Origin of the sequence: Yoonia maritima (assembly GCF_002933395.1) — a bacterium.
Lineage (GTDB): Bacteria > Pseudomonadota > Alphaproteobacteria > Rhodobacterales > Rhodobacteraceae > Yoonia > Yoonia maritima_A.
On sequence record NZ_PKFN01000009.1, the window covers coordinates 215,407 to 229,780 of the forward strand.

The 14,374-nt window shown below is 53.8% G+C and carries 16 protein-coding genes; 10 read left to right on the forward strand and 6 right to left on the reverse strand.

Annotated elements, in window-relative coordinates; all coding sequences use genetic code 11:
• Positions 1 to 12 precede the first annotated feature (12 nt).
• From CYQ09_RS12260 to CYQ09_RS12270, 3 genes are all read left to right on the forward strand, one after another.
• Entirely contained in the window at positions 13 to 651 is a 639-nt protein-coding gene (locus CYQ09_RS12260; RefSeq protein ID WP_106745883.1) for a sugar transferase, read from the forward strand.
• A 92-nt stretch (positions 652 to 743) separates the two neighbouring features.
• Positions 744 to 1,001: a spike base protein, RCAP_Rcc01079 family gene (locus CYQ09_RS12265; protein WP_106745688.1), complete on the forward strand. Its 258-nt coding sequence runs from the start codon at positions 744 to 746 to the stop codon at positions 999 to 1,001.
• Positions 1,002 to 1,004: 3 nt separating this feature from the next.
• A complete protein-coding gene (locus CYQ09_RS12270; protein ID WP_106745689.1) occupies positions 1,005 to 2,591 on the forward strand; it encodes a hypothetical protein in 1,587 nt (528 codons plus the stop codon).
• A 36-nt stretch (positions 2,592 to 2,627) separates the two neighbouring features.
• Here CYQ09_RS12270 and CYQ09_RS12275 read toward each other — a convergent pair whose 3' ends face one another.
• The gene (locus tag CYQ09_RS12275; protein ID WP_106745690.1) at positions 2,628 to 4,469 is read right to left on the reverse strand and encodes a GumC family protein; all 1,842 of its coding nucleotides are present in this window, start codon (positions 4,467 to 4,469) and stop codon (positions 2,628 to 2,630) included.
• Positions 4,470 to 4,588: 119 nt separating this feature from the next.
• On the opposite strand from CYQ09_RS12275, the gene CYQ09_RS12280 reads away from it, so the two are divergent.
• Genes CYQ09_RS12280 through CYQ09_RS12310 form a run of 7 tightly spaced genes read left to right on the forward strand, consistent with a single transcriptional unit; the run spans position 4,589 to position 10,991 of the window.
• The gene (locus CYQ09_RS12280) at positions 4,589 to 5,827 is read left to right on the forward strand and encodes a hypothetical protein (RefSeq protein WP_106745691.1); all 1,239 of its coding nucleotides are present in this window, start codon (positions 4,589 to 4,591) and stop codon (positions 5,825 to 5,827) included.
• On the forward strand, positions 5,812 to 7,143 hold the full coding sequence (locus tag CYQ09_RS12285) for an oligosaccharide repeat unit polymerase (RefSeq protein WP_106745692.1): 1,332 nt from the start codon (positions 5,812 to 5,814) through the stop codon (positions 7,141 to 7,143). The genes CYQ09_RS12280 and CYQ09_RS12285 overlap by 16 nt, the downstream gene beginning before the upstream one ends.
• Positions 7,133 to 7,717, forward strand: coding sequence for an acyltransferase (locus CYQ09_RS18555; protein ID WP_275425366.1), 585 nt, complete (start codon positions 7,133 to 7,135; stop codon positions 7,715 to 7,717). The genes CYQ09_RS12285 and CYQ09_RS18555 overlap by 11 nt, the downstream gene beginning before the upstream one ends.
• Positions 7,714 to 8,823, forward strand: a complete 1,110-nt coding sequence (locus tag CYQ09_RS12295; RefSeq protein ID WP_106745693.1) for a glycosyltransferase — start codon at positions 7,714 to 7,716, stop codon at positions 8,821 to 8,823. Before CYQ09_RS18555 ends, CYQ09_RS12295 begins: the two co-directional genes overlap by 4 nt.
• Positions 8,820 to 9,371, forward strand: a complete 552-nt coding sequence (locus tag CYQ09_RS12300; protein ID WP_239495938.1) for an acetyltransferase — start codon at positions 8,820 to 8,822, stop codon at positions 9,369 to 9,371. The genes CYQ09_RS12295 and CYQ09_RS12300 overlap by 4 nt, the downstream gene beginning before the upstream one ends.
• Positions 9,364 to 10,245 (forward strand): glycosyltransferase family 2 protein, encoded by an 882-nt coding sequence (locus CYQ09_RS12305; RefSeq protein ID WP_106745694.1) that lies wholly within the window; start codon positions 9,364 to 9,366, stop codon positions 10,243 to 10,245. The genes CYQ09_RS12300 and CYQ09_RS12305 overlap by 8 nt, the downstream gene beginning before the upstream one ends.
• On the forward strand, positions 10,242 to 10,991 hold the full coding sequence (locus tag CYQ09_RS12310; protein WP_106745695.1) for a glycosyltransferase family 2 protein: 750 nt from the start codon (positions 10,242 to 10,244) through the stop codon (positions 10,989 to 10,991). Before CYQ09_RS12305 ends, CYQ09_RS12310 begins: the two co-directional genes overlap by 4 nt.
• On the opposite strand, the gene CYQ09_RS12315 is transcribed toward CYQ09_RS12310, so the two are convergent.
• The 5 genes from CYQ09_RS12315 to CYQ09_RS12335 form a co-directional block, all read right to left on the reverse strand.
• Positions 10,982 to 11,923, reverse strand: coding sequence for a phosphatidate cytidylyltransferase (locus tag CYQ09_RS12315; protein ID WP_106745696.1), 942 nt, complete (start codon positions 11,921 to 11,923; stop codon positions 10,982 to 10,984). The genes CYQ09_RS12310 and CYQ09_RS12315 overlap by 10 nt on opposite strands.
• Positions 11,920 to 12,561, reverse strand: a complete 642-nt coding sequence (locus CYQ09_RS12320; protein ID WP_106745697.1) for a lysophospholipid acyltransferase family protein — start codon at positions 12,559 to 12,561, stop codon at positions 11,920 to 11,922. The genes CYQ09_RS12315 and CYQ09_RS12320 overlap by 4 nt, the downstream gene beginning before the upstream one ends.
• Positions 12,562 to 12,635: 74 nt before the next feature.
• Positions 12,636 to 12,914, reverse strand: a complete 279-nt coding sequence (locus CYQ09_RS12325) for a hypothetical protein (RefSeq protein WP_106745698.1) — start codon at positions 12,912 to 12,914, stop codon at positions 12,636 to 12,638.
• A gap of 40 nt (positions 12,915 to 12,954) precedes the next feature.
• Positions 12,955 to 13,635, reverse strand: a complete 681-nt coding sequence (locus tag CYQ09_RS12330) for a PspA/IM30 family protein (protein WP_106745886.1) — start codon at positions 13,633 to 13,635, stop codon at positions 12,955 to 12,957.
• Positions 13,636 to 13,736: 101 nt separating this feature from the next.
• Positions 13,737 to 14,333: a TetR/AcrR family transcriptional regulator gene (locus CYQ09_RS12335; protein ID WP_106745699.1), complete on the reverse strand. Its 597-nt coding sequence runs from the start codon at positions 14,331 to 14,333 to the stop codon at positions 13,737 to 13,739.
• Positions 14,334 to 14,374: the final 41 nt, after the last annotated feature.

The following is a 14,374-nucleotide window of genomic DNA, read 5'->3' on the forward strand; positions in this document are numbered from 1 at the left end:
ATGGTACTGGAAATGTTCGATTTGCATAATGACACGGTTTTGCAAGGTCACGTCATACCAAAGCAACCGGTATCGCAGCCGTGGCCAAAATTGATTTTCGATAAATGTGTTGCCTTGCTTTTGTTGGTTCCTCTTATGGTCTTTGCGGCGGTGCTGGTCATGTTGAACCCGTTCGTGAACGCAGGGCCTTTGATCTTTGTACAGCGGCGTATGGGGCAGGATTGTCTGCCGTTTGATGTTATCAAATTCCGTACGATGCGTCCGGCACCTGTGGCGCGTGGTGCATTTGACCCGCTTGATGTGGACCGTGTTACAAGGCTTGGTCGTTGGTTGCGAAAAACGCGAATTGATGAACTACCGCAGGTGATTAATGTCCTTCGCGGCGAGATGAGTCTGATTGGTCCGCGTCCTGATTGCTATGACCATGCTCGCGTCTATTTACGTGATATTCCGGGCTATGCCGCCCGCCACCGTGTTTTGCCGGGGATTAGCGGCTATGCACAGACTGAACTGGGTTACATCGACAGTATTGGTGCTGTGCGTCGCAAAGTGGCGGCGGATTTGTACTACATTGCGAATGCAAGCTTTCGTTTGGATATGCAGATTGCATGGCGGACGCTGATCGTTGTGTTGGCCCGGCGCGGTGCCTGAACACCTGTTGCGCGTCCCTACGTACGCGTCCCAAAGAGTTTCCTAAGCAAGCCTAACTAAGGATGGAGTGTCTTTTTAACTGGAGCATTCCCATGACTGACCCGTTCGATTCTGACTACGTCAACCTGACTTCACCCGCTGTATCCCATTTCGAAATCGTCCCTGATGATGCGACCGACCTGCCGGTGCGCCCGCGGGCGATTTTCGTAAATACTGGCGGAACTGCTGTGTTGCAGGACAAAGACGGCGTGGCGGTTAGCTACGATCTGACTGCTGGTTCTGTGCTAAGTATCCGCCCGTTACGTGTGTTGGCCACTGGCACGACTGCCCAACTGGTTGCGTGGTACTAACGGATGATCGGTCTAGAGATTTCGCCCGGCTACATGCGTGCCGGGCGCCCGCAGCCATTGGCTGCGTTTTTTGCGCCTGGTGGTGGGCAGCGTGTTGCCCTTGCCGATGGGCCGTCGGGGTCATTGTCTGTCTGGACCGAAGTTGCGCCGCATTTTGCGGCCTGTTTGCGTCTGGATGCGAATGACCCGGGAACGCGGTATTCTTGGCGTGAAACGTTAATGATGGAACTGCGCAATATCTATACAGTGGCTGATTTGCAGTTGTCGGGCGCTTGGTCACAGTTGCAGTCCTCGGGGTCTGGTTTGCAAGCGAGCTACACCGGTAACCGCGCGATTAGCACATCTTCGGCTGCTGCAAGGGCCGAAGTTACGGTTGTTCGCGAAGAGGCTTATGACTTATGGATCTATTATACAGGTCGTACCAATGGCGGATATTGTCGCGTTGATATCGATGGTGGTCAGTCATTGGTCAATGAAATCGATGACCCGGAAGCCCTAGGTTTTAAAGCTTTTTCGACCTATGCATCGTCTGACCTGACCCGGCGCCAAGCGGTAAAGGTGGCAAGTGGGCTAACGGGGCATCACGATATTTCTGTGAGCAATGGCGGCACTGCCACGCCCGGTGGCAATGCAATCATGATCGAGGCTGTCGCTATTAGTGGGTCATTGGATGACGACCGCATTTTACCCCCGCCGTGGGCCCCGCAGACTGATTATGCGATGGGTGACGAAGTACAGCATGGTGGTGTTTTCTATACCGCCCGAGCGACAGCAAGTAGCGGCACCACCGGGCCAACACATCTGGGCGGTATTGCGTCAGACGGCGCAATGGATTGGCGTGCTGATAATCGGCCAACATACCCGGCATTCGTCGCGATTGATTACGCGTCCGAGCGTGAATACGCGGCCGAGTTTACCGTGGGCGGCAACACAACCGATCTTGGTGGGCAAACCCACGGGAATGAGAGCTTAATCTCGCGGTCTATACACCTAGACGGGGTTGAATGGGTGCCTGGGCAACACATGAGCGGCCTGTCTGTTGGTTATCAAATTACAGTCACGGAAAACACCACCTGGCACCGATCAGAAGGCGGCGACATCGGAGAGTGCCAACTGAAGCGCACGATTGATCCGGGTGAAATTCGTCACGATGTTACGTTGATTGGCACCGGGGCAACTGCGGACTTTGCTTGGATTTATGCTGGCATGGTGCCGTTGGTACGTTGGGACGGGGAAACAAAGTCGGACGTCTTTACTATAGTCAAAGCTGCTGGACACCCGCCTGTGGTTTTGGACGACCATAACGGCGTTAACCCTGCCAATATCATTTGCGACGGGGCTTCGCGTGTTGGTTTGACGGGGCAGTTTAGTGGTAACGTCATGACCTACGGGCATGAAGCAGGGAGGTTGCCCGTTTCAACCGTCATGTTTGATCAATTCGACACGATCTTGCGGCCCAATATAAATGGGTCATCCGCAAGTGGCGCGAATGACTGGATGGCCAAAGCCTATGCGTCGACGGGTGCGTTTCAGTTTTCGACAGGTGACACGTTAGGGTTTTTTAACCGGCATGTTCTAGGCGTCAAATAAACATGGTTGCAGTGTGTTGGGCACTGCAGCCAAATCTTAGGACAGTACAATTTTCACACCCTTGCTCTGGCTCGCGATCAGCGTGTCGTACGCCGCAACTGCATCGCGCGTCAGGGTCCTGTTTTGGCGCAGGTTGAGTAAAACCATGTCTGCGAACTGCGCCAAGATGCGTGTGTTTGCTTTGGGAATGACAGGTGGAGCATTCACGATAACATAGTCATAGTTTGCCCGTGCGTCGCAAATGAACGGTTTAAATGCGTCACTGCTGAAAAGATCTGCCAAGGCTCCCTGCGGACCAAGTGCGTCTACAGTATCAATAGCCAGCGTTGGGTGCGATATGACCGCGCCAGATAGGCTAGTAATACCCGTAACCACGTCAGTAAGTGCGAACGATGCAGGGGGCGTGCGAGGTTGCGAAACCGCGTTAATAATCAAAACAGATTTCTGTAACCGCGCAAGAGATGTGGCAAGCGTTGTTGTAACAGTTGTTTGGTCCGCGTCGTGACGGCAGGAGGTTGTTAAAATAACTTTGTTGTCGCTGTGTTGGTTGCTGATTAATACGGCTGCCCGAAGCTGATTGGCCGCATCAAGTAACAAGCTACTTTTGTCCTCTTCAAATTCCTCAGGCAATTGCTGGGGTTTTGTACGGGGGAATTGTGCTATGACAGGCGCTGCGATGACGTCTTCTATGGTATCCACGTTGACGAACCGCTGTTGTCTGAGCAGCACAATTGCGATCCCAATAGCAGCGCCAAGTATGGCGGCGATAGCAAGGATGAGCATTCTGCGCGGTGCGACGTGCCGCCCGTTTCCGGCTGGTGATAAAATGCGCCCGCTTGGACTATTTAGTCCGCGGCGCATTTGGGTGTCTTGCAGTTGCGCCAGTAGCGTTGTGTAGAGAACACGTGTAATTTCCGTTTCGCGGCTTAGCTGTTGCAGCGTCACAAACCCTTCTGATTGGGTTGAGACTTGCGCGCCAATTTGGTCGCGGTAGGTTTCAAGAGCTTGGATTTGCACTGACATTTGGTCTGCGTTTTCGGGATGCAGTGTAAGGTTACGCCTTGCTTCGGTTATCTGTTTATCCGTTTCCGCCGCTTGCCTGCTAAGTGTATCAAGCACCGTATGGTCCCGCATCTGTCCATCCGTCACCAGAGCATTGATCGCGGACTCTTGTGTCTGTAATTTTTCTCGGAGTTCAGCGACACGGTCGGCCAACCTCACGATGACGGCGTCGGTTTCCGACGTGTTGGCGGCGATCTGGCTAAATAAATAAGCGTCCGTGACGGAATCGGCGATTAAGCGGGATTTTGACACGCTGCTGGTGGTCGCCGTAATTTCCAGAATGTAGGTTCCGCGTTTGGGATTGGACGTTAGTAATTTGGCTAAGTTTTCGATTGTTTTCGCCAAAATGGCCTGATTGTCAGGTGGAACATCTGATACGCCGCTTAGAAACGCACGCGTGCGATTTCGAATGCTTGCTATCGACCAAGGCGCGATAGGTGTCAGGTACCGGTTAAATTCGGGATCGTCTAATAAATCCAAGTCTATTACGACCTGCTTTAGGATATGTTCTGACCGCAAGATTGCGGCTTGAGTGTTAAGTCGTGCAGTATCGTTGCCAAATGATGCTTGCTCTGAGGCATTATTTTGTGGCGGTTCGATCTGTATTGTTGTGGTCGCCGCGTATTGCGGTTGCGCGATCGCAAATGCGTAGTAGACCGCCAAAATCACCGCGCTGAGCGTGCTTAGCGCAATAATCCATTTTCCGCGCCATAGCCTACGAAACAGTGCAGCAACATCGAATGGTCGGATGGGCTGTAGGCTGTGAATGTTCATATCCAAAAATTCGCGCGGCACATCTGCATGTCGTTTAGTCATTATTACTGTGCCTTCGGCGTGATTGATCCGCAGATATATGGGCACATCAGGGTTAACCGAAAATTAATCTCAATGAACGAATGCTTTGGGTAACGCCCACGCTGGGAACATGAAAAAGGATGGTCCGCAGCTTCATGGTCGCTACACACATCAGCAAACTAATTGCCATGCAGGCTTTGGGCCCGATGTTGTTACGCGGTGCCATTGTCGGAATAAATTTTGCGGTGATGATTGGGCTAGCAGCGAATCTTGGGCTCGCTGCATTTGGTGATCTGGCTGTGATCTGGGGTGCGGCCTTGGTTGCCGCACCGATCATATCAGTTGGCGGTCCCCTGTTGATGTTGCGCGCGTTAACCGATGGCGGTGGTATGTCCGTAAGTGCGGTACTCTTTCAGATGACCATTATACCCGCCGCACTGGCGGTTCTGTCAGGCATGATTGCAACCGCAATTTGGCCGACGATGACGTGGTTGCCGATACTGCTGTGCGCGTTCTGGATCAACTTTGTAACCTGCTTGGCAAGCGTCATGCGTGCGCTGGGCAGTGTGAACCTATCGATGGCCCTAAGAGATTGCAGTCCGCAAATTGCTTTAGGGGTAGCTGCTGTGTTCATGCGCGATGGGCCGATACTTGTTGTAGCAGCCTTAGGCATGGGGTGCATCGCGCTGCCACTATCGATCTGGATGTTTCGGTCCGCCGAACGCCGTAACATTATTGGTAGGTGTCATGCCGCCCCGGCGCCGTCGCTCTCGCTCTGGGGGACATCTGTATTAGGCGTTGGGCTTGCCCAAATTGATATCTTCGTCGGAGGTGCATTGTTATCGCCAACGCAGATAGGTCTATATGCCGTGTTGCGGCGTGTCGCCAATCTGGTTGCCTTACCGGTTAGCGTTGCCACGTGGGTCAGCGCAAAAGACATATCAAAGTCTTATGGGGCGGGGGATACGATCGCGCTACAAGCGGCTAGCCGTGCCGCGAGCGCGATCGCATTTTTCGCTGCGTTCAGTTTGTTTTTATGCGGATTGATTTCTTTGGCTTGGGTCGCGCGCGACGGACAATTGGTGTTTTTCGTTTTGTTGTGTTGCGCATTTATTCAGGCTGTTTTTGCATCGGGTCTTATGGTGGCGACGCTATGCGGGCTTGCCCAATTTGCTGCGCTCACACGTGGCTTCAGCATTCTTTTCTATAGTGGTTGCACCGTGTTTGTTGTTGGCCCCGTCTCAAATGCGATGGCATATTTGCTGGCGACGAGCCTGGGCAGCTTGGCCTTGTGGGCCATAGTGCGTCAGCAAAGACACATTGATACTTCTGCATGGTTCTTGCGCACTCGACCGGAGGCGCAATGGAAACCGTCTTAGTCCTTTTACTCGCATTGATATGTACCGCTTTGCCGTTTGCGATTGGGCAACGATGTGGTGTGGTGCGTCTTGTTTCTCCGATGCATATGCTAAGCTATTTTTGCGGCTTTGGTTTTTTGCTGAAAATTGCTGTTTACAGCTTTGCCCCGGATTTCGCGTTTTATCAGCAATTCGATCCGAAACCTTGGGCCGTATTGAACGGGGCGATATATCTTAGCCTGTTCATTCTGCTGATGTGCATCGGCTATCTGATCGCGTTCCGCCCGGTTGGGCATGCACAGTTTGAAGCGGGCGTTGTGGCTACGCAAATCGCGCGACGCGGCTGGCTGTTTGTTGCAGCTTTTGGGTTTGCTCTTATGACTTTTGCATTAATTTTGCAGGCGCGGGGTTTCGGAACAATTGATACATTGCTTTTGGCAGGGCTGAATAACGCCAAACAAATCAATGTTAATGCTGATGGTGTCGGTGCGACATTGGCAGGGATCAAGACGTTCTTCGTTGTTCCTAAATTTGCCTTTGTACTGTTGCTGGCCAATGGGATTGCTTTGCGGTCATGGCACGTGCTGGCGGCGGCTGGCGTACTTGGTGGATTGCTTGTCCTGATCGCGTTGGTATCAGGTGACAGGTTTGAGCTGATCGAGTTGCTGGTCTTTGCCTTTGCAACCTATCTGATCCTTGGTGGACGGATCGCTGGAAAAATGCTGTTTGTCGGCGGCTTGGCTGTTACTGGGCTGATTTTGATGGCGGTCTATATGACGCATCTCAGGCTTGGAGGTGCGTCACTGCTGGAGCAGATCGTTGGTTCAACATACTTCCTAGATATTAATGCGGCGATTATGGTCACCGACCGGGTTGAAGTAGATCAACTGCTACTTGGACAAAGCTATACTTGGTGGATCTTTGGTTGGGTGCCGCGTGCGGTGTGGCCGGAAAAACCTGCGATTGATTTGGGTGTATTTTTTAAGCGTGACATTATGCAAATCTATACGGGCGGCGCGTTTAATGTGACCGGTCCAGGCGAGGCATTTATCAATTTTCGTTGGGCCGGGCTTGGCGTTGGTTTTGCTCTGGGCTGGATGTACCGCAAGATTGAAGTGGTTTTATTGAACCCCATGCACGTGCTGCGATATGGGTCGTTTCTATTCTATCCGATCCTGTTTTATCCGTTTGTACAGGCGACGCTGCAGTCCTCGTTCAGTGCCTTTATCGTCGGCGCAGTCGCGCAATGCATGCTTTTGACACTGATGATGGCGCTGTTTGTGACCCGCTTTACACCTCACATGCCGGCAAGGATGAGGAGGCGTTATGCGACGTAATCCGATTGCTGTGACCTACTGGTGTTGCCGGGCTGTCGCTGCGGTCTATCGCCGTGTTGGCATTGTTGTCGCAACTCTGATGCACCGCGCGACTTTGAAGCGCGCGGGCCGTGGTAGCCGTTTTCAATCAGGGGTGCGGTTTGCTGACCCAAGTTCCGTATCGGTTGGCCGCGACTGCTATTTCTGGCGGGGCTGCGATGTTTCGTCGGAACGCCGCAATTCTCAACTTGTGATTGGCAACAAAGCGCAAATCAATCGTGATGTTCATCTCGATATTACTGGCGGGCTAAACATTGGTGATGGGGTGACGATCTCGGAGAACGTCGTGGTTTACACGCATGATCATGGGTTGGATCCGCATTCCACTGCAATGGCGCGACCTAAAACGATCGAAGCTGATGTTTGGATTGGAATGCGTGCCGTGATCTTACCACAGTGCCAAAATATCGGGCGCGGTGCTGTCATTGGCGCGGGCGCGATTGTGACCCGCGATGTGCCTGCCTATGCCGTGGTTGTCGGAAATCCGGCGCGGCCGATTAGGCAGCGCCTTCCGGTGGCGCAGGAGGTGGTATGAATATCCTACACGTCACGCCGTCATTCTTTCCGGCGACATATTGGGGTGGTCCGATTTGGTCGACCAAAGCTATTTGCGACGGCATCAATGCCTTGCCCCAAATGTCCGTTCGGGTCTCAACCACTGACGCGGCAAGCCCCAAACGCGGTGATCGCGTTGCGCCTGCCGCGCTGCCATATCCGGTCCATTATGCACGACGGATCGCGGGACATTGCATTGCGCCCGGGCTGCTGGCACAGCTTCCAAAGGCAATCGATTGGGCTGATGTTGTGCATCTGACTGGCACCTATAGTTTTCCGACGTTGCCGACGATCGCCCTTGCGCGGCTAAAGGGTAAACCAGTTGTCTGGTCGCCGCGAGGGGCGTTGCAGGCGACAGCTGAATGGGCTGAAGCGCCACGTCGGAGGACAAAGGGTCCGTTTGAAAGTGCTGCGCAATTGCTGCGATCTGATCGCGTGGTGCTGCACGTGACCAGTCAAGTCGAGGCCGCGCTGAGTGTGACCCGGCTTAAGGACATCGAAACAGCGCTGATCCCGAATTCCGTTGAAGTTCCGCCGTTGCTGCCAAAAGTGGAAAGCGACAATATTCGCCTGATCTATCTGGGGCGCATTCATCCCAAAAAGGGAATTGAGCGGTTGCTCGATGCGATGGCGCAGCTTGCAGATCATGTCACGCTTGATATTTTTGGAACTGGCGCGCCGGAAGATGTGGCGCAAGTAAAGGCGCGTTGTTCGTCGCGCATTCGGATGCATGGCCATGCTGATACGGCGGCAAAGGCCAAGGCTTTTGCGAATGCAGACCTGTTTGTGCTGCCAAGCCATTCAGAAAACTTTGGGATCGCAGTGGCCGAGGCATTGGCCCATGGCGTACCTGTCTTGACGACAACTGGCACACCTTGGCAGGCGCTTGATGCAAAAGGATGTGGGCGGTGCATAGACCTGCACCGGTCTGATCTCGCCGATGAAATACATGCGCTGATGAAATGCGATCTGCCTGCGATGGGTTCAAAGGGGCGCGCGTGGATGGCCCAGGATTTCTCGTCCGAAGTTATGACGCAACGCTTTGCGCAACTCTATGCCAGCCTCGCGATGAAGCAGGAGGCATGATCTTGACCTCGCGTGTTGACGTAAGCGCCAATCGGCGGAATCGTAAATACGACCGCCGTACCCAAGTAAGGCGTGTCGCTTGGGCGTTATGCTGGCCTATTTTTCGATGCATTCCGCGACCTTGTTGGGCGCTACGCGTTTGGCTGTTGCGTATGTTCGGGGCGCGGATCGGGCAGGGCGTGCATGTCTACCCAAGTGTGCGGATCACGATGCCTTGGAATTTGCGCATTGGGGATCAGGCCGCAATCGGTGACCACGCGATCCTTTATGCTTTGGGTGAAATTCAGATTGGAGCACGTGCGACCGTGTCACAATATGCGCATCTATGTGCGGGTAGCCACGATATACGTGATCTGGCACGCCCGCTGATGACGCCGCCAATAAGCGTTGGCCCAGATGCTTGGATTTGCGCAGATGCCTTTGTCGGACCAGGAGTGCGCATCGGAAAGGGCGCGATTTTAGGCGCGCGCGCTGTTGCTATGAAGGACCTGCCGGAAGGCAAGGTCGGTGTCGGCAATCCGATGGTGGTGCAGGCAAAACATGACTGATCTGACTGTTATAATTCTTTGCAAGGATGAGGCGCTGCACATCGAACGCGCCGTCGCGTCGGTGCGTGGCATCGCGACCCGCGTGCTGGTGGTCGATAGTGGATCAACGGACGATACTGTCGCGCGCGCGCGTGATGCGGGGGCAGAGGTCTTGTTTCACCCATGGACGACCCATGCGCAGCAATTCAACTGGGCGCTTGATCAGATCAAGGGGCAGGGCGGCTGGGTGCTGCGGCTTGACGCGGATGAATTTGTGACGCCAGCATTGGCCGATGAAATCGCTGCCGGTTTGCCAAAGGTCGAAGGGTTATACCTGCGGCGCAGCATGCGGTTCTTGGGTCAGGATGTCCGCTATGGCGGCGTGTTCCCGATCCGTATTCTTCGCCTGTTCCGAAACGGTGCTGGGCGAGCCGAAGATCGATGGATGGATGAACATATTGTCGTCAACGGGGTGACTGCCGACCTGAAGGGTGCGATCATAGATGACAATCGTAAGCCGCTCGATTGGTGGATCAATAAACATAATGCTTATGCTAGCCGAGAAGTGATCGACATCCTAAGCCGTGAACACGGAGGGCAGGCTGCGTTGGAACTTGGTGGCGCAAAGCGCTGGATCAAAGACAATATCTATGTCCGTCTTCCCGGTGGCTTTCGCGCGGGTGCGTATTTCTTTTACCGCTATGTCTTGCGCCTCGGTTTTTTGGATGGACAACAGGCGCGGTCATTCCACGTGCTACAAGGGTTTTGGTATCGCTATCTTGTCGATGCGAAATTGGCCGAGGTCCGGCGCTATATGGCGAAAACAGGCACGACACCTGTTGAGGCGACAAAGGTCGTGTTGGGGATCGATGTGAACGAAATATCCACCAAATGAAGATATCCGTTGTCACCGCTGTGATGAATGGGGCGGATACCCTTCCGCGTGCGATCCAGAGCCTGCGACAGCAGTGTTATAGTGATATAGAACACATTGTCCAAGATGGCGGGTCGACCGACGGTAGCCTCGAATTTTTGCGCTGTCATGGCCACCCGAATATGGCGGTGGTCTCTGCAAAAGATGCGGGGATTTATGATGCGATAAACACTGGAATTTCACGTGCGACGGGCGATGTGATTGGCTTGCTTCACGCGGATGATCAGTTGGCCAGTTCTGATACCATCGCACAGGTGGCCCGCGCGATGCGTGATCCAGAAATCGACGGTGTTTATGGTGATCTACAATATATCGGGCAGGGTGACCCCGCGCCGATTGTCCGTCATTGGAAGGCTGGTCCGTATAGCCGCGGCCGCCTGAAATGGGGATGGATGCCGCCACACCCGACACTCTATTTGCGGCGCGAGGTGTTTGAGCGGCTTGGGGCCTATGACGCCAGCTTTCGAATATCTGGCGATTACGATGCTATGCTGCGGTATCTGGTCCGGGGCAATGTTCGTTTCGCCTACATTCCGCAGGTCATGGTGCGCATGCAGGTGGGTGGCGCAAGTAACCGTTCGGTTTCTCAGATGATGCGGAAGAGCCGAGAGGATTATCGCGCGATCCGCCGCCATCGGGTCGGTGGTGTTGGCACGCTAATCGCAAAAAATCTGTCAAAACTCCCGCAGTTTTTCAATCACCCGTAAAAGAACCGGACAAGGTGGTAAAAGATTGGCGCGGCAAAAATCACGCTGTCCAACTGATCAACAAACCCGCCTTGGCCGGGGATAAGATGTGACCAGTCTTTTACGCCGCGATCACGTTTGATTGCCGCAAAGACCAAGCTGCCCAGCATCCCCACGAGCGACGCAGCACCGGCAAGAGCCACCGCGCCGAACAAGCCAAATGGTGTGATCCAGCTGAGCAACGCGCCGGTCAGCATTGCTGCCAAGACACCACAGGTGACGCCTTCCCACGTTTTGGGTGATAGGCCCGCCGCAATCTTGTGTCGGCCAATTCGCCGCCCAAAGAAGTATTCCAGCAAATCGCCGAACTGCACGACCATAACCAGAAACCCGATCATCAGTACCGCGCGATCACTATTGGCTGTGATCCCAAGGTTAATCAATGCAGGCACATGGCTGACACAGAATACCGCGATCATCAGGCCCCATTGCGTTTCTGCCACGCGGATCAGGAATTTTTCGGAATTCCCGCGCAGGGCCGACACAATCGGTAAAAGTAGGAACGCGTAAACAGGGATGAACACGGTGTACATGCCGGTCCAGCCCATCCCGACAAAGACGTATTGCAGTGGCAGCACCACAAAGAACGCGAGCGCGAGCGAGATGTGATCAGCCTGCGCTTTGGTCGTTAAGGTAAGGAATTCGCGAAGGGCTGCGAAAGAGCAAAAGGCGAATAACACCATAACACCGAGCTTGCCGACCAACAGCGCTGTGCCGACAAAGGCGACCATGCCCCACCAGCTTTGGATGCGGGTCATGTAGGTTTCGAGTACTGGGTTTTGCGTGCCGGGTTCTTGGCGGGCGCGTAGAACCTCACCCAGAAACGTCAGTGCGATTAGAATGCCAAAGCTCCCAAAGGCGAGCAGCAAAATATCAACGGTTGTGTTGCTCATGACTGCACCTCTGGGGCGAGCGATGACAACGCATTTGCGGCACGCTCTAGGAATGCGTCTTTGGTTTCGCCGTCTTCGACATGAATTGGTGCACCAAAGGTAACGGTGCAGATCAAGGGCAGGGGGATGACCTCGCCTTTCGGCATGATCGTGTTTAGGTTAGCGACCCAAGTCGGCACAAGATCAACATGGGGCCGGGCGACGCCCATGTTATATAGCCCCGCTTTGAATGGCAGCAGGGGGTCTTCGGTCATGTTGCGGTTGCCTTCGGGAAAGATGATCAGCGATGATCCTTCGTCCAGTGCCGCGATAATCTTGTCCATCGGTTTGTCTTTTACTTCGGGGCGGCGGTCGACCAGCACGCAGTTGAAAACTTCGGGGCCGACAAAGGCACGTAGCTTGTTTTTCAACCAATAATCAGCGGCGGCAACGGGGCGAACCTCGCGGCGTAATGCGGGGGGCAGTGAGGCCCAGATCATCGGCATGTCGCCGTTACTTGTGTGGTTGGCAAAATAGACGCGTTGGCGCGGGACCGGTTCAATCCCTTGCCAATCGGCGCGCACTGCAGTGATTGCGCGGGCAAAGATCCGGATGGCGTGACCCACGATGCGGGCGGCGAAGTGACGAAGAAATTTCATGGAACCAACCTTGGCGGATGTCGGCGATTTGTACAAATACCCCGCCCGCGGTGTAACACGGGGGGGCAAAGGTCTTAGTTACTTTCGCTGACGTAATCAGACAGCAGTTTCTCATTCTTGGCGTCTTCGATCCGTTGAATGCGGTCTTCGGACATCTTTTCGTCAAAGCGGTATTTAACAAAGTTGACTAGTGCGAGCGTCAGCATCATCACGGACATGGCCCAAAAGCCTTTGGTAGATAGTGGAACGTCCGGTGACAACCAAAGTGAAATTCCGAGCATCCCATACGCGATAGCAACGCCAGCGCCATTAATAAACATGATCAGTTTATTGTCTGATTTCTCATGAGCCATTATTCAATTCCTTGTAGATATTCAGGTGTTTTAGTCTGAGTTATTTTTTGTTTGATTTCAACCTTGCGATGACATCGTCAGCCGTTGATCGCGTCGCAGACCCAAAGCCGGCGTCGGCCATGCGGTCGGTGACACTGTCGCCATCAAGGTCGCGGTTGATGTCGGCCAGAATTTCACTGCGTTCAAACGGATCGTCACCACCTAACACGCGTTGGATCAGCTCTTCGGCCTCTTCGACGCTGCCGTGGCTGGCGCCTGTCTTGACCATCTGCATCTGGATCGTCTGTTCACGGCGCACGGCACGGGCTTGGATAGCACCTTGTTTCAGGTCGATAATCCGGCGGTGGCCGCTTTCAATGGATGACCGCAGGCGGATTACCTTTTGCTCAAGACGGTTCAGCGTTTCCGTACGCACTGTCAGCTCGTTTTCCATCGTCGCGATAGCGCGGGCTGCTTCTGCTGCCATATCTTCCCGGTCGTTTTCCAACGCTTCTTTGGCACGTTTTGTCAGATCAACGATGCGCGATTTCAAATTGCTGTGTTGTTTTTCCTCGGCGCGTTGGCGCTGGATCAAGCTGGCAAGCGTTGATTTCGCTGCGCGCAGGCTGCTTTCGGATTCACGAATTTTCTGGTCGATCAATTCTATTGCAAAGGCGTCACGTACCCGGTCTTCGGCACGTGCGTTCTGTCCGTTGATTAACGTCGCTAGTGTCTTGAACATCGCTTTCTTCCTTTCATTCAGCGCGTGAACGCTGTTCATGAATTATTGATAGCGAGTGTGTATTTTTGAATCAAGAATAAAAATGAACAATGTTCATATTTTTAGGAATTGCTTGTGAATTGCCTTAAAATAAGGGCAATCATCTTATCAATATCGTCGGATGGTACACCCGCGCTTGCGCCATCTAGTCCCAAAAGAACAATACCATGAACGGATGAAAACAATGCACGCGTCAAAAGAGCCAGTTCTTGCGGATCTCGATTCGGGAAAATGACGGCCAGCGGGTCAGAGATATAGGCGAATAGCTGGCCCATTTCCTGAAGGTACCAATCGGGGGCTGCTTCGCCGGGGGCGCGTTCGACATCGAATAGGGCACGCCAGCTATGCAAATTCGCTGCTGCAAAGCAGTGATAGGCCTGTGCCATGACTACAAGTTGTTCGACAGGGTCTTGCGGGGCATCGGCAAGGGCCGCAGCAACGTCGGCGCCTAACCGATGGAAGGTCCGCGCATTCACGGCCAGCACAATATCGGTCAGATCACCAAAGACGTTATAGATGGCGCCCAAGGCACAGCCTGCGTCGGATGCTAGGTCACGTGCTCGCAACGCGCTTAGGCCATCTGACGCGATCCGCTTTTCTGCGATGATGATTAGATTGTCGCGCAATGCCGCGCGGCGCTCTGCTACTTTACCAGCCATACCTACCCCTCTATTGAACGGGGTTCATAATAGCAGCGGTA

Excerpts from the sequence above, each read along its gene's own strand:
- CYQ09_RS12260 (WP_106745883.1), top strand. The coding sequence starts at position 13 with ATGTTCGATTTGCATAATGACACGGTTTTGCAAGGTCACGTCATACCA.
- CYQ09_RS12325 (WP_106745698.1), bottom strand. The coding sequence starts at position 12,914 with ATGGCTCATGAGAAATCAGACAATAAACTGATCATGTTTATTAATGGC.
- CYQ09_RS12265 (WP_106745688.1), top strand. The coding sequence starts at position 744 with ATGACTGACCCGTTCGATTCTGACTACGTCAACCTGACTTCACCCGCT.
- CYQ09_RS12310 (WP_106745695.1), top strand. The coding sequence starts at position 10,242 with ATGAAGATATCCGTTGTCACCGCTGTGATGAATGGGGCGGATACCCTT.
- CYQ09_RS12335 (WP_106745699.1), bottom strand. The coding sequence starts at position 14,333 with ATGGCTGGTAAAGTAGCAGAGCGCCGCGCGGCATTGCGCGACAATCTA.
- CYQ09_RS12300 (WP_239495938.1), top strand. The coding sequence starts at position 8,820 with ATGATCTTGACCTCGCGTGTTGACGTAAGCGCCAATCGGCGGAATCGT.
- CYQ09_RS12270 (WP_106745689.1), top strand. The coding sequence starts at position 1,005 with ATGATCGGTCTAGAGATTTCGCCCGGCTACATGCGTGCCGGGCGCCCG.
- CYQ09_RS12285 (WP_106745692.1), top strand. The coding sequence starts at position 5,812 with ATGGAAACCGTCTTAGTCCTTTTACTCGCATTGATATGTACCGCTTTG.
- CYQ09_RS12275 (WP_106745690.1), bottom strand. The coding sequence starts at position 4,469 with ATGACTAAACGACATGCAGATGTGCCGCGCGAATTTTTGGATATGAAC.
- CYQ09_RS12320 (WP_106745697.1), bottom strand. The coding sequence starts at position 12,561 with ATGAAATTTCTTCGTCACTTCGCCGCCCGCATCGTGGGTCACGCCATC.
- CYQ09_RS12330 (WP_106745886.1), bottom strand. The coding sequence starts at position 13,635 with ATGTTCAAGACACTAGCGACGTTAATCAACGGACAGAACGCACGTGCC.
- CYQ09_RS12315 (WP_106745696.1), bottom strand. The coding sequence starts at position 11,923 with ATGAGCAACACAACCGTTGATATTTTGCTGCTCGCCTTTGGGAGCTTT.
- CYQ09_RS18555 (WP_275425366.1), top strand. The coding sequence starts at position 7,133 with ATGCGACGTAATCCGATTGCTGTGACCTACTGGTGTTGCCGGGCTGTC.
- CYQ09_RS12280 (WP_106745691.1), top strand. The coding sequence starts at position 4,589 with ATGGTCCGCAGCTTCATGGTCGCTACACACATCAGCAAACTAATTGCC.
- CYQ09_RS12295 (WP_106745693.1), top strand. The coding sequence starts at position 7,714 with ATGAATATCCTACACGTCACGCCGTCATTCTTTCCGGCGACATATTGG.
- CYQ09_RS12305 (WP_106745694.1), top strand. The coding sequence starts at position 9,364 with ATGACTGATCTGACTGTTATAATTCTTTGCAAGGATGAGGCGCTGCAC.